A 20,731-nucleotide genomic window follows, 5' to 3' on the forward strand; every position below is an offset into this window, starting at 1 on the left:
AGCCCCAGCCGTGGCCCCAGCCGTGACCCCAGCCCCAGCCGTGGTGCCGGTGCCGGCCCCAGCCGCCGGAGCTGTAGACGAAGATGCTCTTCACTTGCATGGTCATTACCTGCTTCCCACACGAACCCGGCAGGCGAAATCCGTTCCGTCCACCGGTGCCTCGGTGCTGCTGCGGATTCGATGGGAGTCGTTCTTCGCGGCCCCGTACGCGTCGGGTGGTCGACTCGGCGGGCCAGGCCCGGCGCGATTGCCCCCAGGTTAGCCCCGCGCGGCGCGCCGGGACCACGGGAATTCGGCCCGCACGCGGTGCGTGGCCGGGGGCGCCCACCTGCGCGGCGCCCCCGCGCGGATCACTCGGTGGCCTTCAGGTCCACGTCCACGGTGAAGTCGTCCTCGCCGTCGAAGTAGTTCGAGTCGTCCTCGGACGGCGAGTAGGTGTCGACGATCATCTTGCCCGCGTCCACGTCGAACTGCAGCAGCCGCAGGTAGCCGAGCCCGCCTTCCGGGGCGCTCTGGTAGTCGGCGAGGATCTCCGGCACGGTGCGACCGCCGCCGAGGTCCTTCACGTTGTGCGTGGCGCCGTGGTTGTGCCCGCACAGCACGGCCTTCACGTTGCGGTGCGGCTCGACGATCCGGTCGAAGATCTCCTGGCCCTGCTCGCTGTAGGAGCCGTCGGTCTCCAGGTACGCGTGCACGCTGATGATCACCGGGGTGTCGGGGTGCGCGGCGAGGACGTCCTCCGCCCAGGCGAAGTCCGCCTCCTGCATGTCCCAGGTCAGCGACAGCATCATGACCTGCTCGCCCGCCACGTCCACGAGGTCGTAGTGCTGGCGGTTGTTCTCGAACGACTCGCCGCGCACCGGGGAGCCGGCGAACCGGTCGTCACCGAAGTAGTCCGCGTAGAGCCCGTCCACGTCGTGGTTGCCCTCCACGACGCCGTACGGGAACTTCGCGTCGTCCAGCACCTTCATGCTGGCGTCGGCGTTCTTCCACTGGTCCTCGTCATCGGAGTCGTCCACGATGTCGCCGGTGTGCGTCGCATAGCCGATCTTGCGCTCGGCGGCGTTGTCGACGAGCCACCGGGTCTGCGCGTCGAAGTGCTCGGGGTGGCTCTCCGAGTAGTACTGGGTGTCCGGAATCCAGGCGATCGCGGCGTCGTAGCTGCCCGGGTCGGGCAGCTCGGCGGCACGCGCACCGGGGCCCGCGAGCGCGCTGGGCGCGGCGATCGCGGTGGCGGCGGTCAGGCCGGTGGCGGCCAGGGCGATCAGCAGACGGCGGTCGGGCTTCACTGCGGCTCCTCGGCTCGGCGTACGTCCGGCACATCGTGCCGCCGCCGCGTGGAGCCGGACCCAAGCCGCGCCGACCCCCTGGTGAACCGCCTCTGAACACGCCGCGATCACCGGATTTCCCGGTTCTCCCGCGAACGACCGGGCGGCCGGCTGGTACGAAACCGTGACGGGACGACGACGTGGCGCGGACGAGCGCGGGACACGGTGGGGCCCATGCACCTCCGAACCCGTTCCTTCGCGCTGCTCTGCGGGCTCGCGCTGACGACGGCGGTGGCGGGCGCGGTTCCCGCGTCGGCCATCGTCGGCGGCACCGAGTCCGCGGAGCCGTACTCGTTCATGGTCTCGCTCCAGTACGACCCGCCCCGCCCGGACGGGCACCGGTGCGGGGCGGTGCTCATCGCGCCGCGGTGGGCGGTGACCGCGGGCCACTGCGCCAACTCGCCGACCGGGGCGACGGCGGGCGTTCCCCGCGGCTGGCAGGTCCGCATCGGATCGCTGGACACCACCACCGGCGGCGAGGTCACCGAGGTCGACGCGTTCTACCGGCGGCACAACTCCTACGACCCGCCCGGCGAGGACATCGCGCTGCTGCACCTGCGCGATCCCGCGCAGGCCCGGCCCGCCCGGCTCGCGGACAGCGCGCCCGCAGTCGGCGAACCCGTCCGGATCCTCGGCTGGGGTGCGACTGCGGCCGGCTGCGGCGACTTCGACGACCCCGAGTGCTACCCCAGCACGCTGCGCGAAGCCGACACCCGGGTCGTGCCGCTCGCGGAGTGCTGGGACGACGACGGCAGCACCTCGCCGTTGTGCATCGGTCAGGCCGAGCCGCCCGTCGGGCCGGGCATGACGGACTCCGGCGGGCCCGCCCTGGTCCGCGACGGTGACGGGTGGGCGTTGGCCGGGACGGTCATCGGACCCGGCATCAGGGGCACCGACTTCCCCGACATGTACACCGATGTCGCGGCGAACCGCGCCTGGATCGAGGGCATCGTGTCCGGGACCGACGTGCCCCCGTTCGACCCGGTCCCGAACGTGGCGGGCGCGGCCGAGGTGGGCGAGTGCCACGGATCGGTGGTGCGCACCGCCACCGCGCGCCCGGACGATCCGGCGCTGGCGCTGACCAACGGCCACTGCCTGCCGAGCGGACGGCCCGCGCCCGGGTCCGCGGTGGTGGACCGGCCCGCCGACTTGGCGGAACCGATCACCATCAAGGACTCCGCCGGCTACTCGCTGGCCACCTCCCGCGCGGTCCGGCTGGAGTACGCGACGATGACCGGCACCGACATCGCCCTGTACCGGCTGGACAAGACCTACGCCCAGCTCGCCGCGGAGGGCGTGACCGTGTTCCGGCTGCCCACCGCCCCGCTGCGCGCCGGTGACCGGATGTTCCTGTCCCGCCTGGACGGACGCCCGGAGTGCGCGGTGGAGGCGGTACCGCGGCACCTGCGGGAGGACGGCTACCAGCAGGACGACCCGGTGCGCTACGCCCCCAGCGACACCTGCGCCAGCAGGCCCGGCGATTCCGGCGCGGCGCTGCTGTCCCCCGACGAGCGCACGATCGTCGGCATCAACAACACCTCCAACCGCGACGGCGAGCAGTGCACGAACGACAACCCGTGCGAGGTCGACGAGAACGGGGACGTGACCGCGGTGCGGGGCCGCAGCTACGGCCAGCAGGTGCACCTGATCTCCGCCTGCCTGGCCGAGGGCTCCCGGTGGGACGGGTCCCGGCCCGGCTGCGCGTTGCCTGCCGCAGCGCCCCCGGCCCGCTCGCCCGGCGAGTGACCGGGGCGAGCGGACCGACCGAACGGCTCAACCGAGCTCGGCGACGACCGCGTCGGTGATCTCGGTGGTCTTGGCGGTGCCGCCGACGTCGGGGGTGCGGATGCCCGCGGCGGCGGTGGCGTCGATGGCGTCGCGGAGGCGGGTCGCCTCGGCGGGCAGGCCGAAGTGGTCGAGCATCAGGGCGGCGCTGCCGAGGGCGCCCGCCGGGTTCGCCAGGTCCTGCCCGGCGATGTCGGGGGCGGAGCCGTGCACCGGTTCGAACATGGACGGGAACCGGCGCTCCGGGTTCAGGTTGGCGCTGGCGGCGAGGCCCAGGCTTCCCGCCAGCGCCGAACCCAGGTCGGAGAGGATGTCGGCGTTGAGGTTGGAGGCCACCACCACCGACAGGTCCTCCGGCTTGAGCACGAACTTGGCGGCCATCGCGTCGACGAGCACGCTCTCGGTCTCCACGTCCGGGTAGTCGGCGGCGACCCGCTCGAACACCTCGTCCCACAGCACCATGCCGTACTGCTGGGCGTTGCTCTTGGTCACCGACGACACCTTCTTGCGCGGGCGCTGCCGGGCGAGGTCGAAGGCGAAGCGGATGATGCGTTCGCAGCCGTGCTCGGTGAACAGCGCGGTCTGCAGCGCCACCTCGTTGCCGGGTCCGCGGCCGGAGAGGTTCCGCCCGCCGAGCCCCGCGTACTCGCCTTCGCTGTTCTCCCGCACCACCACCCAGTCCAGCTCGGTGTGGTCGGCCCTGCGCAGCGGCGAGGTGATGCCGGGGTGGAAGCGCACCGGGCGCACGTTGGCCCACTGGTCGAAGTTCTGGCAGATGTTGAGCCGCAGCCCCCACAGGCTGATGTGGTCGGGCACCGACGGCCAGCCGACGGCGCCGAAGTAGAGGGCGTCGAAGTCGCGGAGCTGCTCCAGGCCGTCCGCGGGCATCATCCGCCCGGTCTCGGCGTAGTAGCCGCAGCCCCACGGGAATTCGGTCCAGTCGAAGGCGAACGCGCCGCCGGAGCCCGCCGCGAGGGCGTCGAGCACGGTGCGACCGGCGGCGACGACCTCCTCGCCCACCCCGTCGGCGGGGATGGCGGCGATGCGGAAGGTGCGGGTGGCGGGTGCTGTTGGCATCGGTCACTCCTGGGGTCGCTGCGGGCGGTGGTGGCCCGAGTGAAGCCCGGCGGCGCAGCACGCGTCCAAGACGCGTCGGCGATGCGATGCATAGGCCGGGCCTATCCGCACCGTTCAGCGGGCCTCGTCCAGGTAGTCGGCGGCCCGGTGCTCGCGGGCGACCGCGCGGAACGCTTCGGCGATCGGGGTGAGCGGGGCGGTGCGGCTCAGCAGCGCCACGTGCAGCCGGGCCGGGTGGTCGATGCGGGCGAGGCGCAGCCCGCAGCGCCGGGCCAGCGGCGCCCACGCGGCGGGCAGCACGGCGAGGCCCACGCCTTGCAGCACCAGCGGCAGGATCGACGTCCGGTGCGCCACTTCGGCGGCGATCCGCACCGGCACTCCCCCGGCGAGCGCGTCGTCGACGATGCCGCGCATCAGGCTGCCCGGCGGGGAGGCGATCAGCCGCGCGTCGGCGAGGTCGGCGAGCCGCACCGGATCCGCGGCGGGGAACTCGTGCTCCGGGGCGCCGACGAGCAGGAAACCCTGCTCCTCCAACGGGATCACCTCGACCCCGGGCGCGCGGGGCGGCGCGGGAGCACCGACGAGACCGAGCTCGCAGGCGCCCTGCTTGATCAGCTGCACCACCTCGTCGGCGGTGAACGCCGCGTCGGCACCGACGACGACGCCGGGGTGGCGCCGGGCGAACTCGGCGGTGAGCGCGCCGAGCGGTTCGATGCCGGGCGAGGGCATCGTGGCGAGTTCCACCCGCCCGCGCAGCACGCCCTTCACCGAGTCCACGGTGGCGCGCGCGGCCCGCAGGTCCCGCAGCACCTGCCGCGCCGGGCCGACGAGTTCGCGGCCCGCGTTGCTGATCACCACGCCGCGCCCGACCCGGTGGAACAGCCGCACCCCGAGTTCGCGTTCGAGTCCGGCGATGGCCTGCGACAGCGACGGCTGCGCGAGGTGCAGTGCCTGGGCTGCGCGGCCGAACCCGTCGTGGTCGACGACGGCGAGGAAGTACTCCAGCTGCCGGGTGTCCATCGGGGTCGGCCTCCCGGGTCGGGCGTCGTCGCAGCGTGTGCGGCATTCATTCGGTGAACCTATGGCTCGGGTAGCAACTTACTCTTGGACGCCGCGACGGCGGCCGGGCCACGGTGGTTCCCACGTTCCGGCCGGGTCGAGGAGGATTCATGGGGCGGGTGCTGGTCGCGCTCGATTCGTCCGGGGGCCGCTCGACGCGCCGACCGCCACCGCCGGCCTCGCCCGCGAGGTGGTGGGCTCGGCGGCAGCGCGAGCACCGACGGCGACGGACGGTCGGCCGCGCCCACCGGGCGCGCCCCCGATCTCCCCCGGTCGGCCGAGCTCGCCGGGCCGCACCCGCGGGGGCCGCACGACTCACGGCTGGTCCGGCCGATGCCGCGCGGCAACGAACCCGCCGGTGCCGCTCGCGCGGCCCGGGACGCCGGCACTCCGATCGCCGCCGCAACCCCGGAAATCATCCGTCCACTTCGGACTCTGCGGCGGCTGGTCCCGACGTCGCGCCCACCATCACCGACCTCGACGCCGACTCGGCGCGCTGCATGCGCGACGCCGCACCGCTGCTGGAACGGCTCGGGGCGCGCATCGCCGAACGGCTGCTCCCCCGCGGCTGATCCCGGACGCCGCCCGAACGACGTGCAGGAGAGTGCAATGACGCATGCCGCACCGCAGCCCGCCCCGAAGCCCTGGTACCGGCAGTTGTACGTGCACGTGCTGATCGCCATCGTCGTGGGCGTGCTCCTCGGGTGGTGGCGGCCCGAGCTCGGCGAGGCCATGCAGCCGATCGGCACCACGTTCATCGCGGCGATGAAGATGCTGATCGGGCCGATCGTGTTCCTCACCATCATCGGCGGCATCGCCAACGTCGCCGACCTGAAGAAGGTCGGCATCACCAGGTTGAAGGCGCTCACCTACTTCCAGCTGGGCACGATCGCCGCGCTGCTGCTGGGGCTGGTCGCCATCAACGTCACCCGGCTCGGCGTCGGAGTGCACGCCCGGCCGGAATCGCTGCACAAGCGGGGACGCCCAGCAGTACATCGCCGACGGCGAACGGCAGCACTGGTGGGAGCTGTTCACCCACCTGGTCCCGGAGAGCTTCTTCGGCGCGTTCGTCGACGGCGACATCCTGCAGATCATCTTCCTGGCCGTGCTGTTCGGCATCGCCGTCAAAGCGGTCGGGCCGGTCGGCGAGCCGATCATCGCCGGGGTGAACCGGCTGACCGAGGCCGTGTTCAAGGTCCTGGGCTTCGTGATGAAGGCCGCGCCGCTGGGCGCGTTCGGCGCGATGGCCTACGCGGTCGGCGCGTTCGAGGTGTCCGCGTTGAGCAGCCTGGGCACGTTGATCGCGCTGTTCTACGGGACTTCGCTGTTCTTCGTGGTGGTGGTGCTCGGCGGAGTGCTGGGCGCCTACGTGCGGTTGAACGTGTTCCGGTTGTTCCGGTACTTCAAGGAGGAGTTCCTGCTGGTGCTCGGCACGTCCACCGCGGAACCGGCGCTGCCGGGGCTGATGCGGAAGCTGACGGCGCTGGGCGCGGACCGCGCGACGGTCGGGCTGGTGGTGCCGACCGGGTACAGCTTCAACCTGGACGGCGCGGCGATCTACCTGTCGCTGGCGGCGCTGTACATCGCGCAGGCCACCGACACGCCGTTGAGCATCGGGCAGCAGCTGGGCCTGCTGGCGGTCATGCTGCTGACCTCGAAGGGTGCGGCCGGGGTCGCGGGCGGCGGGTTCATCGCGCTCACCGCCACGTTGTCCACCATCGGCACGGTGCCCGCTGCGGGCATCATGTTGATCTTCGGCATCGACAAGTTCATGTCGGAGTGCCGGGCGCTGGTGAACTTCTACGGCAACGCGGTCGCGACGCTGGTGATCGCCAAGTGGGACGGGGCGCTCGACGTGGACCGCGCGCGAGCGGTCCTCGCCGACCCCACCGGAGCCGCGAACCCCGCCACGAACCCGTATTCCGATACTCCGACCGACCACGAAGCTCCGACCCCGAGCGATCCTCGCACCACTCCGGCGAAGACCGGCCCCGCAGAGGACGCAGTGGACCCCGCCATCCGCTGACGGCGTCCGCTCGCGACGAAGAGCGCTGCCGCCCTGCCTTCGAACCTGCCCGGCTGCCGCTACCCGCTCACCACGCGAAGAACCCGATCCCCGTCTTGCGGCCGAGTTCCCCGCGTTCGACCTTGTCCCGCAGCAGCTGCGGCGGGGCGAACCGCTCGCCGAGCGTGGCACGCAGGTGTTCGGCGATGGCGAGCCGCACGTCGAGCCCGACGAGGTCGGTGGAGCGCAGCGGCCCCATCGGATGCCGGTAGCCGAGCCGCATCGCGGTGTCCACGGATTCGGCGTCGGCGACGCCCTCTTCGAGCATCCGGATCGCCTCCAGGCCGAGCAGCACGCCGAGGCGGCTGGTGGCGAAGCCCGGCGAGTCCCGCACCTGCACTTCGGTCTTGCCGAGGCCGCGCACCCAGTCGCGGGCGCCGCCGAGCACGTCCGCGGCGGTGTCCGGCCCGGCGACGAGCTCCACGAGCTGCGAGGCGGGCACCGGGTTGAAGAAGTGCATCCCGAGGAACCGCCGCGGTTCGCGCAGCGCCGCGGACAGCTCGGCGATCGGCAGCGAACTGGTGTTGGAGGCCAGCACCGCGTCCGGGCCGAGCACGTCCTCCACCGCGGTCAGCACCTCGACCTTGAGCTCCAGCTGCTCGGGCACCGCTTCGACGACCAGCTCGACGCCGCCCGGCAGGTCCGCGACGCCGGTCAGCACCCGCAGCCTGCCGAGCAGGTCCGCGGGGTCCTCGGCGAGCTTGCCGCGGTCGGCGGCCCGCCGGACGCTGCCCGCGATCCGGTCGGTCGCGGCGGCGGCGCCGTCCGCGCCGCTCTCCACGATGGACACGTCGGCGCCTGCGATGGCGAAGGTCTGCGCGATGCCCGACCCCATCCGGCCGCCGCCGATGACGGCGACCTCGCCGGGGACAGCTGGTGTGCTCATGACTTTCCTCCGCTCCCAGGACCGGGGCGGCACCCCGGCGTCGTCAGTGCCTGCTGCCACCGCGGACGGCCCGCTCCGCCGGCCCGGGACGGCGGGGCGGTCCCGGACCGGCGCGGGGCGCGCTGGCCGGGGCCCATTCTTAACCGTCCGGTCGGTCGGTGATCAACCCGGTCCCCCGGTAGCGGGCTCCCGGTACGGCCGAACCGGTGAACGGCGGTGCGGCCGGTGGGCGCAGCACCGCCGTCACAGCCCCAGCATCACCGTCTTCGCCTCGGTGTAGGCGTCGAGGACGTCGGTGCCGTGCTCGCGGCCGAGACCGGACTGCCCGAACCCGCCGAAGGGCACGCTCCCGCTGCTCATCTCCTGCCCGGAGTTGATCCACACCGTGCCGGCGCGCAGCCGCGCGGCGGTGCGGTGCGCGGTGCCGACGTCGCGGGTCCACACCGAGGCGGACAGCCCGTGGGTGGTGTCGTTGCCCGCCCGCACCACCTCGTCCTCGTCGGTGAACGGCTGCAGCGCCGCGACGGGCCCGAAGATCTCCTCCCGCGCGACCCGCATGTCCGCGGTGACGTCGGTGAGCAGCGTCGGCGGCACGTACAGCCCGCCGATGCCCGTGCCACCCGCGGCGATCGTGGCGCCTTCCTGCCGGGCGAGGTCCAGGTAGGAGGTGACGCGCTCGTAGTGCCCGCGGAACGCCAGCGGCCCCATCAGCGTCCGCGGGTGGAACGGGTCGCCGATCGGGATGCGCGCGAGCTCCGCGGTCAGCAGCTCGGCGAACCGGTCGCGCACGGGTTCCTGCACGAAGATGCGGCTGCCCGCCACGCACGACTGCCCGCTGCCCGCGCAGAACCCCATCGCGGCCTGCGCGGCGGCGGCCTCCAGGTCGGCGTCGGCGAACACGATCGCGGGCGATTTCCCGCCCAGCTCCAGGGTGACGCGCGCCAGCGAGTCCGCGGAGGTGCGCACGATGTGCTTGCCGACCTCGCCCGAGCCGGTGAAGCTGATCTTGTCGACGCCGGGGTGCGAGATCAGCGCCTGCCCGGTCACGTCGCCCGGACCGGTGATCACGTTGACCACCCCGGCGGGCAGTTCGGCGGCCAGCAGGTCCGCGAGCCGCAGCGCGCTGAGCGAGCTCTGCTCGGCCGGTTTGAACACCACGGTGTTGCCGGTCGCCAGGACGGGCGCCAGCTTCCACGCGGCCTGCAGCAGCGGCCCGTTCCAGGCGACGATCGCGCCGACCACGCCGACCGGCTGGCGCAGCACGTAGTGCAGGCGGGACGGGTCGGTCGGGCCGACCTGGCCGTAGAGCTTCGTGGGCCAGCCCGCGTAGTGCCGGAACACCTCGGCGGCGTGCTCGACCATGCCGCGGGTCAGCGCCAGCGGTGCGCCCATCTCCAGCGAGTCGAGGGTGGCGAGCTCCTCCTGGTGCTCCCGCAGCGCGTCGGGGGGGGGGCGCCCCCCCCGCCCCCGGGCCGGGGGGGGGGGGGGCGGGGGCGGGGGGGGGGGGGGCGGCGCGCGGGGGGGGGGGGCCCCGGGGGGCCGGGGGGGGGGCGCCCCCCCCCCCGGGCCCCCCCCCGGGGGGGGGCGCCCCCCCCCCCCCCCCCCCCGGGGGCGGGGCGGGCTCAGCGCGGACCAGGACGGGTCGTCGAACGCGGCGCGGGCGGCGGCGACCGCGGCGTCCACGTCGCCCGCGTCGGCGAGGGCGATCTCGGCGAGGTCCTGCTCGGTGGCCGGGTCGACGGCCGGGAACGACGCGCCCGCGCGGGCCTGCCGCCACTCCCCTCCGATGAACAGCCCGTGCGGGCGTGCCAGGAATGCGGGGCGCGGGCGCGGCGTGGACGCGTCGAGGGACAGCGGTGCGGACACGGTTTCCTCCGGTGGTTCGGCGACCGCGCGCTTCGCGGCCGTGCCACGACTCTGCGGCCTGCACGCGGAAACCTCGGAGGTCCGCGGACCCTAGGAATCCCCGACCCACCTTCGAGGATCGCCGTCAGGCGCCGGTGATCACCATCGAGATCAGCACCACCACGAGCAGCACCAGGTACGCCACCGCGTGCACTCGGTCCGGGATCCGCCCGGTCACCCGCTTCGTCACCGCGATCGCGGGCAGCGAACCGCACAGCAGCGCCGCCGCGGCGAGCAGGTCGACGAACCCGATCCGCCCCGCCACGGCCACCGCCGGGGACCCGAACGCGTACACGGCGGTCCCCGCGAGCGCTATCGGCACGCTCAGCGGGTTCGCCATCGCCGCGGCGTCCGCCATCGGGAAGCCCCGGCGCCGCAGCAGGGGGACGGTCAGCACGCTGCCCCCGACTCCGAGCAGCGCGGCCACCGCGCCGATCCCGGTGCCGCCCGCGGTCGTGGTGGCGCGGCCGAGCGGGCGCGGCGGCACGGCGCGGTCCCGGGAGCCGAGGAACCCGCTGCGGAACAGCCCGTCCACGATGGTGATCGCCAGGTACGCCACGAACAGCAGGTGCAGCACCCCGTCCGGCACCAGCCCGGCCAGCAGCGACCCGAGCACCGCGCCGACCGCGATGAACAGCACCAGCGGCCACAGGTAGTCGCGGCGCAACCGCCCGGCGCGGGCCTGCGCCAGCGTCGCCGACACCGAGTTCACGATCATCACCGCGGTCGAGGTCGCCACCGCCACGTGCATCGCGTCGGACCCGGAGGTGGCGACGACGAACCCGAACACCACCGGCACGGTCACGAACCCGCCGCCGAAGCCGAACAGCACCGTGGTGACGCCGGTCAGGCAGCCGAAGCAGAACAGCACGAGGAAGGAGGTCAGCACTTCCAGCACGCTAGGCGCCCGGCGCACTGGCCCGCATTCGTCGTCCGGCCACGTTCCTCCGAGCACTCGCCGAACCGGGCATACCATCGCGGGGTGCGCAACGTGCCGATCGCGGAGCTGGAGGACCTGGACCGGCCGGTGCTGGCGATCGGCACCGACTACCCGCCGGGCCACCTGCTGCCGATGCACCGCCACCGCCGCGCGCAGCTGCTGTACGGCGCGACCGGGGTGATGCGGGTGGAGACCGCGGACGGCGACTGGACTGTCCCGGCGCACCGCGCGGTGCTCGTCCCCGCCGGGACCGATCACCAGGTGCTGATGAACGGCGTGACCACCCGCAGCCTGTACCTGGAGCCGCGAGCGGTGCCGTGGTTCCCGGACCGGTGCCGGGTGGTGGAGGTGTCGCCGCTGCTGCGCGAACTGCTGCTGGCCGCGGTGGACGTGGAGCCCGAGTACGACCCGGCCGGGCGGGACGGCGCGCTGGTGGAGCTGGTGCTGCACGAGATCCGGTCGCTGGCGCCGCTGCCGTTCGACCTGCCGCTGCCGCGCCACCCGGGGCTGCGCCGGTTGTGCGAACGGTTCCTGGCCGCCCCGGACGTGCACGATCCGAGCTCGCGGTGGGCGGCGGAGCTGCACGTCGGCGAGCGCACCTTCAGCAGGCTGTTCCCGGCGCAGACCGGGTCGACCTTCCACGCGTGGCGGCAGCGGGCGTGCGCGCTGCACGCGGTGCGGTCGCTGGCGTCGGGGCGCACCGTCACCTCGGTCGCCGCCGAGCTGGGCTACGGCAACCCGGCGGCGTTCACCACGATGGTCAAGCGGGAGACGGGTTCGGCGCCCAGCGCGTTCCGGCCGTGACGGCTCCGGCCGCGGTCAGCCGGCGCCGGTCGGGTCCCCGTCGGTGCGGTCGCGCCCGGCCCGCTGCTCGTGCACGGCGTCGCGGTGCTTGGCGTGGGCGCGGCGCAGCGAGTCCCGCAGGCCCGGCTCGTCGTGGATCTCGGCCCGGAACTTCGCGGGCAGCGCGTCGAGCCGGCGTTCCTCGTCGAGCAGCTTCTCGTAGGTGCGCTGCCGGGCCGCCGGATCGGTCTCGTAGCCCTCGTCGAGGTACTGCTCGGCGTGCCTGCGGGCCCCGGCGATGGTGTTCTTCGCCCGGCCCCGCGCGCTCAGCAGCGAGGCCAGCACGGTGATCACCAGCACGCCGATGATCACGCCCAGGGACACGCCGGTGCTGATCTCCACGACGTGCACCGGCCGGCCGCCGTTGATGAACGGCACGTTGTTCTCGTGCAGGGCGTGCAGCACGAGCTTGACGCCGATGAACCCGAGGATGACCGCCAACCCGTACGACAGGTAGATCAGCCGGTCCAGCAGCCCGTCGATGAGGAAGTACAGCTGCCGCAACCCCAGCAGCGAGAACGCGGTGGCCGTGACCACCAGGTACACGTTCTGGGTGAGCCCGAAGATCGCCGGGATCGAGTCGAGCGCGAACAGCAGGTCGGTACCGCCGATGGAGACCATCACCAGCAGCATCGGGGTGAGCATCCGCTTGCCGTCGACGTGGGTGAACAGCTTGTCGCCGTCGTAGTCGTCGCTGGTGTGGAAGAACCGCTTGGCCAGCCGGATGATCACGTTGTCGGCGGTGCGGTCCTCGGACTCCGAGGGCCGCAGCAGGTTCCCCGCCGTGATGAGCAGGACGAGCCCGAACAGGTAGAACACCCACGCGAGGGTGTTGATCAGCGCGGCGCCGATGAAGATGAACCCGGTCCGCGCGAACAGCGAGAACACGATGCCGAACAGCAGCACCTTCTGCTGGTCGGCGTGCGGCACCTTGAAGCTGGAGATGATGATCAAGAAGACGAACAGGTTGTCCACCGACAACGCCTTCTCGGTGACGTACCCGGCGAAGTACTCCGCGCCCATCGTGGTCCCGCCGAAGATCCACACGAGCAGGCCGAACACGATGGCGATGCCGACGTAGAGCGCCGACCACACCGCCGCCTCCCGCAGCCCCGGGGTGTGCGGCTTCCGGACGTGGAAGACGTAGTCGAACAACAGCAGGCCGATGATCACGACGATCGTCAGGATCCAGACGTAACCGGGAACGCTCATCTCAGGCCAGCCAGGCCAGCGCGGCGACGACGAGCGCGCCGGTGCCGGTGCGCAGCGTCGGCTGGAGCACCGGTGCGAAGGTGCCGGAGTGGTTGACCGGGATGTCCTGCGAGACCCGGCCCTCCCTGCTGGCCCGCTCGAACCGATCGGGGTCGGTGCCGCCGAACGCCCAGTACGAGTACGGAGTCCCCCACGCGGCGGGCAGGTCGCCGAAGTCCTCGCTGGCGGTGACCCGCCCGATGTCCTCCACCCGGTCGGCGCCGAAGTGGCCGGTGAGCGCGGCGGTGACCTTCTCGGTGGTGTCGGCGTCGTTGTCGGTGAGGGAGAACCGGGCGAACATCTCGAACTCGGGTTCCCGCGGGGAACGGGACGCCTGGCACTCGGCGCGGACGATGCGCTCCACCGCGTCGAGGACCTGGCTGCGCGTCCGCTCGTCGTAGGTGCGCAGGTTCAGCTCGATGGTCGCCTGGTCCGGGATGACGTTGCTCTTCGTCCCGGCGAGGATGCTGCCGACGGTGAGCACCACCGGGTCGGTGGGCGCGACCTCGCGGGACACGACGGTCTGCAACCGCACCACGATGTGCGCGGCGAGCACCACCGGGTCGACGGTCGCCTGCGGCATCGAGCCGTGCCCGCCGCGGCCGTGCACGGTGATGCGCATGCTGTCGGCGGCGGCGAACGTCGGTCCGGCGTGGGTGCCGACGATCCCGGCCGGGTACGGCATCACGTGCTGGCCGAGGGCGACGTCGGGTTTCGGCACCAGGTCCGCCAGCCCGTCGTCGACCATGCCCTGCGCACCGTCGCCGGACTCCTCGGCGGGCTGGAACAGGGCGATGACGGTGCCGCTCCAGTGCTCGGTGTCCGCCGCGAGCAGTTGCGCGGCGCCGAGCAGGCAGGTCACGTGCACGTCGTGGCCGCAGGCGTGCATCACGGGCGAGCCCTCGCCGTCCTCGCCGGAGGTGGCGGTGCTGGCGTAGGGCAGTCCGGTCGCCTCCCGCACCGGCAGCGCGTCCATGTCGGCGCGCAGCAGCACCACCGGGCCGGATCCGTTGCGCAACACCCCGACGACTCCGGTGCCGCCGACGCCGGTGTGCAGCTCGTAGCCCTGCTCGCGGAGCCGTCCGGCGACCTTCTCCGCGGTGCGGTGCTCCTGGTGGGACAGCTCCGGGTGCTGGTGCAGGTCGCGGTAGAAGTCCTCCTGCCAGCTCGTGGCGTCCGCGGCTCCCGCGAGCACGGACGAGACGGGATCGGCGGTCATGGCGGCTCCTCGCTCTGTCGGACTCCCTTGGATTGTGCGCAGCGGCCGGAGCGTTCGCCGGGCGGCGACCGCGGAACTCGGCGCGGCCGGTCAGTCCTGCTCGCGGGAGCCGCGGCCGGGCGCGGTGGGGACGTTGAGCTCGAACACGACGCCGAACATCCGGATCGCGAAGCACACCGGCGCGGCCACCCCCGCCACGACCAGCGGCCCCAGGTCGAGGTGCGCGGCGCCCACCGCGATCCCGGCCCCGACCAGCGCGGGCACCGCGTACAGGTCGCTGACCAGCACGGTCGGCACCTTCCGCAGCATCACGTCGCGCAGCGTGCCGCCGCCGACGGCGGTGAGGCCGCCGAGCAGCACCGCTTGCACTCCGCCGAGCCCGAACTCCAGCGCCTTCGTCGCCCCGGTCACGCAGAACACGCTCAGCCCGATCGCGTCGAACACCACGATGAGCAGGGTGAACCGCTCCAGCGGCAGGCTCAGGAAGAAGGCCACCAGCGCGCCCGCCGCGGCCGCACCCAGGTACGCGAGGTCGCTGAACGTGGCGGGCGGCAACGACTGGATGAGCACGTCGCGCAGGATCCCGCCGCCCAGCGCGGTCATCATCCCCAGCGTCAGCACCCCGACCAGGTCCAACCGCACGGCCCGCACCGCGGTGAGCGCCCCGTTGAGGCCGAACGCGAACGTCCCGACCAGGTCCAGCACCAGCAGCAGCTGCGACGACTCCGCCATCCCAGCAGTGTGCAACCGGGTGCCGCGCCACGGGCACCGGGTGCGCTAGAGCTCGGTGCTCTTGGTGGCGTTGCCGTGGGCGAGGTGGACCGGGTAGCGGGACTCGTTGCGGTCGATCTTGTCGTGCGCGGCCCGGACGAGGTCGATGCCGGTGGCTTCGGCGAACTGCACCAGGTACAGCAGGACGTCGGCGGCTTCGTCGGCGAGCCGCCCGGTCAGCTCGCCGTTCGCGAGCCCGTCGGCGACGGCGGTGTCGTCGAGCCACTGGAGTTCGGCGATCAGCTCCCCGGCCTCACCGCTGAGCGCCATCGCGAGGTTCTTCGGGGTGTGGAACCGGCCCCAGTCCCGCGCTTCGGCGAAGCCGCGCAGCCGGGACCGGAGCTCTGCGATGCTGTCCATGCGGTCACGGTAGCGGCGGGCGCGATCAGCTCCGCGGGGCGCTCCCGGCGAACTGCATGGCCTTGTACGGCCAGTTCCGCTCGGTGTTCCACTGGCTCACCACGAGGTGCAGGTCGTCGAGCGTGGAGCCGGGCACGATGTAGCCGCCGTAGAGCTGCGCGACCTGCCCGCTGGAGTGGTCCTCACCGGGCCAGGACGAGCCGTGCACGGCGGTCGCGCGCGGCGCCTCGTACAGGTTCGCGGTGGGCACGTCCAGGTTCAGCACGTCGATCCGGTAGTCGCCCGCGTTGAACAGCGACAGCAGCCACCGGCCGCCGACCGGCCGCAGGCACAGCTCGCCGTAGGCACCGGTGAGCGCGATCGTCGGCGGGTTGCCCCACGCCCACCGGCCGTCGCGGAACCCCCAGCCCTCCCAGGCACCGGGATCGGTGATCCGGTCGGCGGGCACCCGGTGCAGCAGCAGGCCCTGGTCGCGGCGGAAACCGGTGGTGAACGCGTACGCGTAACCGTCGTCGCCGAGCCCCCAGGTCAGCATCTGGAACAGTCCGCCGTGCAGGTCGCCGGGCCAGGTGGTGCCGGTGTGCTGCCAGGTCTCGCCGTTGTCGGTGGAGCCGTGCACCTCGGTCCAGTGCACGTTGCCGATCCCCTCGCACACCATGACGTGCAGGTACATCACGTCCCCGACGGTGATCAGGTCGGTGGGGATGACGGTGCTGACGCGCCGCCCCTGGATCACGGAGTCGTGCTGGTACGGCAGCGCTTGCCCGGCGTAGGAGTCCGGCCCGGCGGAGCCGGTCCAGCCGATGCCCGCGGTGGCGGTGCCCGGATCGGCGAACAGGACCACCGGGGAGCGCCAGCCGGGACCGCCGACGCCGGCGCGTTCGAAGGTGTCGCCGAAGACCGACACGATCCGCCCGTCCGGTGCCTGCGCCATCACCCCCAGGTCGGTGCCGCCGATGCCGAACCGGTCCGTCACGCCCGGTCCGGTCAAGTCCTTCACCTTGCGCACCCGCTGGCCGTCCTCTCGGTCCCGCACCGGCCGGTCCGGTGCCGTCACCCGACTGTAGGTGCGCGGGCCCCGGTGATCGCACGCCGGGCGCGGCGCTAATCGGGGTTCGCCGCGTCGGCCGCGGGCTCGGCACCGGCCTGCGCCGGCCACTCGGCACCCGGCTCCGCCGGTGGTTCGGCGCCCTCCGCCGCCGGTTCGGCACCCGCCTCCGGCGGCGGTTCGGCGAGCGCCCGGATGCCCGCGTTGAGCAGCGCGATGACCGGTACCGAGAACACCGCGCCCGCCACTCCCGCGCCGAGGAACCCGGCGGTCACGCCGAGGACGATCGCCAGCGGGTGCAGCCGCACCGCGTGCCCGAGGATCAGCGGCTGCAGCACGTGCCCCTCCAGCTGCATGACGCCGACGACCACCGCGAGCACGATGATCGCGGGCAGCGGCCCGGTCGTGACCAGCGCCATGAGCACCGCGATCGAGCCGGTGATCATCGCGCCGACGTAGGGCACGAACGCGCCGAGGAACACCAGCGCGGCCAGCGCCGCCGACAGCGGTACTCCGACGAGGGCGCAGCCGACGCCGATGCCCACCGCGTCCATCAGCGCCACGGCCGCGCTCGCCCGCACGTAGGCGACCAGCGAGTGGAACGCGTGCTGCCCGGCCACGTCCACCCGGTCCCGCACGTGGGCGGGCACGGCGACCCGCAGCGCGAACCGCCAGATCCGGCCGCCGTCGCGCAGGAAGAAGATCAGCGTGAACAGCGCCAGCAGCAGTCCGCTGCCGACGCTGAGCACGGTCGTCGCGGGGGGGGCCGCCCCCCCCGGGGGGCCCCCCGGGGGGGGGGGGGGGGGTGGGGGGGGGGGGGGGGGTGTGGTGGTTTATGGGGCGGGCCCCCCCCCGGCCCCCCGGGGGGGGGGGCGCGGCGCGGCCCCCCCCCCCGCGGCGGCCCCCCCGCTCTGGCTGGTGCGCAGGTAGTCGGTGATGCGCTGCACCCAGTCGTCCAGCTGCCCCTGGCTGAGCCGCAGCGGCCCGGTGCGCAGCCAGTGGTGGACGCCCTCCACGGTCTGGGCGGCCTGCGCCTGCAACCCGGGCAGCCCGTTGATCACGGTGATGACCACGAGCGCGAGCACCCCGCCCACCACCACCAGCCCGAGCAGCAGCGCCAGCACGGTCGCGGCGGTGCGCGGCACTCCCCAGCGGGTGAGCCGGTCGACCAGCGGCGCCAGCAGCGCGGCCAGCAGCAGCGCCACGCCGAGCGCGATCACCAGCTCCGCGAGCACCGACGCGATCCGCCCCAGCACGAACAGCACCGCCGCGATCGCGAGCAGCCGCCAGCTGACGGCGCCCGCGACGCGCAGTCCGCGCGGCACGTCGGGTGCCTCCCGTTGTTCCACACCGCACGTGATCGCCCGAACCGGTCGGGATTAAACGTGGCCCGGCCGGGCTCGGGCGTGTCGGCGGTGGCTGGTAGGAGTTCTCCGACGTGGGACGAGCGGCCGGTGGGCCGGGTGGGAGCGAAACGATGCCGTTCGCCGACGAGCTGGTGGGCGCCGACGTGGCGCGGGACCTGGCGCGGGTGTTCGAGGGAGCGACCGGCGCACCGCCGCACGCGGTGCGGGCCGCGGCGGCGCGGCTGGGCCCGCTGGGCCTGCGGCAGCGCTGCGACCTGCTGCGGGACGCGCTGCTGGCGGACGTGCCCGGTGACACCGCGGCCCTGCTGGCGGCGGTGCGGGCGGCGCGCACCTCGCCCGGGTTCGCGGGCTGGCTGGTGTGGCCGGTGACCGAGGCCGTGGTCTCCCGCGCCGTGGCGGAGGGCACCGGCACGGCGTTCGACGCGGCGCTGGACTCGCTGGCGGAGCTGACCCCGCTGCTGAGCTCCGAGTTCGCGCTCCGCGGCCTGCTGGAGCAGGACCTGCACCGCGCGCTGGGCCGGATCCGGGAGTGGACGGCTTCCCCCGACGAGCACGTGCGGCGGCTCGCGTCCGAGGGCACCCGGCCGTACCTGCCGTGGGCGAAGCGGGTGCGGGCGCTGCTGGCCGAACCGACCGCCACGGTGCCGATCATCGACGCGCTGCACGGCGACACCAGCGACTACGTGCGCCGCTCGGCCGCCAACCACCTCAACGACCTCAGCCGGGACCACCCGGAGCTGGTCGTGCAGACCGCAGCGCGCTGGCTCGGCGAGCCGGGCGAGCACACCTCGCGGGTGGCGCGGCACGGGCTGCGGACGCTGGTCAAGCAGGGCCACCCGGAGGCGCTGGCGCTGCTCGGCTACTCCCCCGCCCCGCAGGTTCGGGTCGGGGAACTGGCGCTCGACGCGGGCAGCGTCGCCATCGGCGGGGCGCTGGAGTTCCGCAGCACCCTGGTCAACACCGGTGCCGAACCGGTCGCGCTCGCCGTCGACTACCTGGTGCACCACCGGAAGGCGAACGGCGGGCGGACCGCCAAGACCTTCAAGCTCACCACCCGGACGCTCGAACCGGGCGGCACCTGGGAGCTGGCCAAGCGCCACTCGTTCCGGGAGATCACCACCCGCCGCTACCACCCGGGCGGGCACGCGGTGGAGCTCCAGGTCAACGGGGTGGTCCGCACCCGCGCCGAGTTCACGCTGACCGCCGCCCGCTGAGCCGTGCCGCCGCGAGATCGTCGGTGGCGTCTGGTTCCATCGGAAGCGGATGATCATTCGCGGAGCTGGAGGTGCGGTGGTGCGGGAGGCGACCGGGGGTTCGGTGGCGCGCTGGGTCGAGGTGTACCTGGAGCACCTGCAGGCCAGGAAGCTCGCCGCGAACTCGCTGCGCGCCTACCGGCTGGACCTGGGTTCGGTGGGCGCGGCGCTGGCCGAGATCACCGGCACCCGCGTCGCGGAGCTGCCGGTGGCGGAGGTGACCGCCACCGAGCTGCGCTCCGCGTTCGCCCGGCACGCCGCGGCCCGCTCGGCATCCTCGGTGACCCGCGCCTGGTCCACCTGGAACGGGTTCTTCGGCTTCCTGGTGGTGGAGGGCGCCGTCGGCGGCAACCCCATGCAGGTGGTGCCGAAACCGCGCAGCGCGCCGCCGACGCCGAAACCGCTGCAGGGCGAGGACACCCCGGAACGCCTGCTGCGCCTGGTCGCCGAAGGCGGGCGCCGGGCCCGGAACCCGTGGCCGGAGCGGGACCTGGCGGTGCTGGCGGTGCTGCTGTGCACGGGGGTGCGCTCGGCGGAGCTGCTGGACCTCACGGTCGCGTCGCTGGCCGGGCGTCCCGGTGACCGGCGGCTGCACGTGCGCGGGAAGGGCGGCAAGAACCGGTCCATCCCCATCGAGGGCGCGCTGGACGAGGTCGTCGGCGCCTACCTGAGCTCGCGGCGGGTGCGGTTCGGCGACCGGCTGCCCGGTGCCGAGCCGCTGTTCGTGGACCACCGCGGCGAGCCGCTGCGCCGCGGCGGGTTGCAGTACCTGGTGCGCCAGTCGCTGCGCGCGGCCGGGATCTCGGACCGGGTGCAGCGCGGCGCGATGGTGCACGCGCTGCGGCACACGTTCGCGACGCGGCTGGCCGAGGACGGGGCGAACGCGGCGGAGATCGCGAAGCTGCTCGGCCACGCGTCGATCAACTCCAGCCAGACCTACATCGACGTGACCGCCCGCGAGCAGCGGATGTCGGTGCGCGCCAACCGGACCCACCAGGTCCTCACCGACCTCGCCCCGCGCCGCTCGCCCCGCGGCCCGGGGCCCACGGCCGGTCACCCGGTCGAGGCGGGCGCCGCACCCCACGCTCCGGTGTCGGTGGTGAGGCCGAGGACCGCGCCCCGCGGGTCGGCGATCAGCACGACCTCGTCGAGCACCGGGTGCCGCACTTCGGCGACGACGCGGCCGCCGCCGACGACGGCGCGGTCCGCGGCCTCCCGCACGTTCTCGGTGGCGAAGTGGCACACCCAGTCCCAGCGCCCGTCCAGCCGCGCGGCCGAACGCGCCGCCAGCGGGCGGTCCCCGGCGAGGTAGCGGTCGCCGTCGACGGCCCAGCCCAGCGTGGACGCCCAGAACTCGTCGGAGCGCTGCTGCTCGGCGCTGTGCAGGTCCACCCAGCGGGGTTCGCCGCGGCGCGGGCCGGGCGCCCACGGGCCGTGCTGCGCCCGACCGGTCACCATCCGCGCGGTCACCTCGTCGGGCCCGGCGCGGTCGCCGTCGTGGCGGGCTCCGGCGAAGACCACCGACCCACCGGGCCGCCCCCCCAGCGTGGCGGGCCGCAGCGAGGCGCAGTGCC

General features: G+C 73.7%; 18 protein-coding genes and 1 pseudogene. 6 read left to right on the top strand and 13 right to left on the bottom strand.

The window, feature by feature from the left end:
* Positions 1 to 350: 350 nt before the first annotated feature.
* A complete protein-coding gene (locus tag LCD31_RS23530) occupies positions 351 to 1,289 on the bottom strand; it encodes a metallophosphoesterase (RefSeq protein WP_224961354.1) in 939 nt (312 codons plus the stop codon).
* A 213-nt stretch (positions 1,290 to 1,502) separates the two neighbouring features.
* Between LCD31_RS23530 and LCD31_RS23535 the strand changes: the two genes are divergently transcribed.
* Positions 1,503 to 3,074, top strand: coding sequence for a trypsin-like serine protease (locus LCD31_RS23535; RefSeq protein ID WP_224961356.1), 1,572 nt, complete (start codon positions 1,503 to 1,505; stop codon positions 3,072 to 3,074).
* 27 nt (positions 3,075 to 3,101) lie between these two features.
* Here the strand turns inward: LCD31_RS23535 and LCD31_RS23540 are convergent, their stop codons facing one another.
* Positions 3,102 to 4,190, bottom strand: coding sequence for a tartrate dehydrogenase (locus LCD31_RS23540; protein WP_224961358.1), 1,089 nt, complete (start codon positions 4,188 to 4,190; stop codon positions 3,102 to 3,104).
* A gap of 114 nt (positions 4,191 to 4,304) precedes the next feature.
* Positions 4,305 to 5,210 carry a LysR family transcriptional regulator gene (locus tag LCD31_RS23545; RefSeq protein ID WP_224961360.1) on the bottom strand — a complete coding sequence of 302 codons (906 nt, stop codon included), beginning with the start codon at positions 5,208 to 5,210 and terminating at the stop codon, positions 4,305 to 4,307.
* Between the two features lie 648 nt (positions 5,211 to 5,858).
* Here LCD31_RS23545 and LCD31_RS29240 point away from each other — a divergent pair.
* Both LCD31_RS29240 and LCD31_RS23550 read left to right on the top strand, forming a co-directional pair.
* Positions 5,859 to 6,131: pseudogene (locus LCD31_RS29240) on the top strand (cation:dicarboxylate symporter family transporter); the annotation flags it as partial.
* Between the two features lie 145 nt (positions 6,132 to 6,276).
* Complete coding sequence (locus tag LCD31_RS23550) at positions 6,277 to 7,275, top strand: cation:dicarboxylate symporter family transporter (protein WP_374108073.1); 999 nt, start codon at positions 6,277 to 6,279, stop codon at positions 7,273 to 7,275.
* A 67-nt stretch (positions 7,276 to 7,342) separates the two neighbouring features.
* Here the strand turns inward: LCD31_RS23550 and LCD31_RS23555 are convergent, their stop codons facing one another.
* From LCD31_RS23555 to LCD31_RS23565, 3 genes are all read right to left on the bottom strand, one after another.
* Positions 7,343 to 8,200 (bottom strand): 3-hydroxyacyl-CoA dehydrogenase family protein, encoded by an 858-nt coding sequence (locus tag LCD31_RS23555; RefSeq protein ID WP_224961362.1) that lies wholly within the window; start codon positions 8,198 to 8,200, stop codon positions 7,343 to 7,345.
* Positions 8,201 to 8,443: 243 nt separating this feature from the next.
* The gene (locus LCD31_RS23560) at positions 8,444 to 10,066 is read right to left on the bottom strand and encodes an aldehyde dehydrogenase (protein WP_224961364.1); all 1,623 of its coding nucleotides are present in this window, start codon (positions 10,064 to 10,066) and stop codon (positions 8,444 to 8,446) included.
* A 124-nt stretch (positions 10,067 to 10,190) separates the two neighbouring features.
* Entirely contained in the window at positions 10,191 to 10,994 is an 804-nt protein-coding gene (locus LCD31_RS23565) for a sulfite exporter TauE/SafE family protein (protein WP_224961365.1), read from the bottom strand.
* A 93-nt stretch (positions 10,995 to 11,087) separates the two neighbouring features.
* Between LCD31_RS23565 and LCD31_RS23570 the strand changes: the two genes are divergently transcribed.
* Positions 11,088 to 11,849 carry a helix-turn-helix domain-containing protein gene (locus tag LCD31_RS23570; RefSeq protein WP_224961368.1) on the top strand — a complete coding sequence of 254 codons (762 nt, stop codon included), beginning with the start codon at positions 11,088 to 11,090 and terminating at the stop codon, positions 11,847 to 11,849.
* Between the two features lie 15 nt (positions 11,850 to 11,864).
* Here LCD31_RS23570 and LCD31_RS23575 read toward each other — a convergent pair whose 3' ends face one another.
* From LCD31_RS23575 to LCD31_RS23605, 7 genes are all read right to left on the bottom strand, one after another.
* A complete protein-coding gene (locus LCD31_RS23575) occupies positions 11,865 to 13,100 on the bottom strand; it encodes a TerC family protein (RefSeq protein WP_224961370.1) in 1,236 nt (411 codons plus the stop codon).
* Between the two features lies 1 nt (position 13,101).
* A complete protein-coding gene (locus LCD31_RS23580; protein ID WP_224961373.1) occupies positions 13,102 to 14,358 on the bottom strand; it encodes an amidohydrolase in 1,257 nt (418 codons plus the stop codon).
* Between the two features lie 90 nt (positions 14,359 to 14,448).
* Positions 14,449 to 15,090: a trimeric intracellular cation channel family protein gene (locus tag LCD31_RS23585; protein WP_224961375.1), complete on the bottom strand. Its 642-nt coding sequence runs from the start codon at positions 15,088 to 15,090 to the stop codon at positions 14,449 to 14,451.
* Between the two features lie 45 nt (positions 15,091 to 15,135).
* Positions 15,136 to 15,489, bottom strand: a complete 354-nt coding sequence (locus LCD31_RS23590; RefSeq protein WP_224961377.1) for a MazG-like family protein — start codon at positions 15,487 to 15,489, stop codon at positions 15,136 to 15,138.
* A 25-nt stretch (positions 15,490 to 15,514) separates the two neighbouring features.
* The gene (locus LCD31_RS23595; RefSeq protein WP_224961379.1) at positions 15,515 to 16,546 is read right to left on the bottom strand and encodes a DUF4185 domain-containing protein; all 1,032 of its coding nucleotides are present in this window, start codon (positions 16,544 to 16,546) and stop codon (positions 15,515 to 15,517) included.
* A gap of 47 nt (positions 16,547 to 16,593) precedes the next feature.
* Entirely contained in the window at positions 16,594 to 17,286 is a 693-nt protein-coding gene (locus LCD31_RS23600) for an AI-2E family transporter (protein ID WP_374201675.1), read from the bottom strand.
* Positions 17,287 to 17,370: 84 nt separating this feature from the next.
* Complete coding sequence (locus LCD31_RS23605) at positions 17,371 to 17,886, bottom strand: AI-2E family transporter (RefSeq protein ID WP_224961381.1); 516 nt, start codon at positions 17,884 to 17,886, stop codon at positions 17,371 to 17,373.
* Positions 17,887 to 18,014: 128 nt separating this feature from the next.
* Between LCD31_RS23605 and LCD31_RS23610 the strand changes: the two genes are divergently transcribed.
* Both LCD31_RS23610 and LCD31_RS23615 read left to right on the top strand, forming a co-directional pair.
* Complete coding sequence (locus LCD31_RS23610) at positions 18,015 to 19,118, top strand: DNA alkylation repair protein (protein ID WP_224961383.1); 1,104 nt, start codon at positions 18,015 to 18,017, stop codon at positions 19,116 to 19,118.
* 79 nt (positions 19,119 to 19,197) lie between these two features.
* A complete protein-coding gene (locus tag LCD31_RS23615) occupies positions 19,198 to 20,469 on the top strand; it encodes a tyrosine-type recombinase/integrase (protein ID WP_308015861.1) in 1,272 nt (423 codons plus the stop codon).
* The last annotated feature ends 262 nt before the right edge of the window (positions 20,470 to 20,731 follow it).

Source organism: Saccharopolyspora sp. 6M (assembly GCF_020176775.1).
In the GTDB taxonomy this organism is placed as follows: Bacteria; Actinomycetota; Actinomycetes; order Mycobacteriales; family Pseudonocardiaceae; genus Saccharopolyspora_C; species Saccharopolyspora_C gregorii.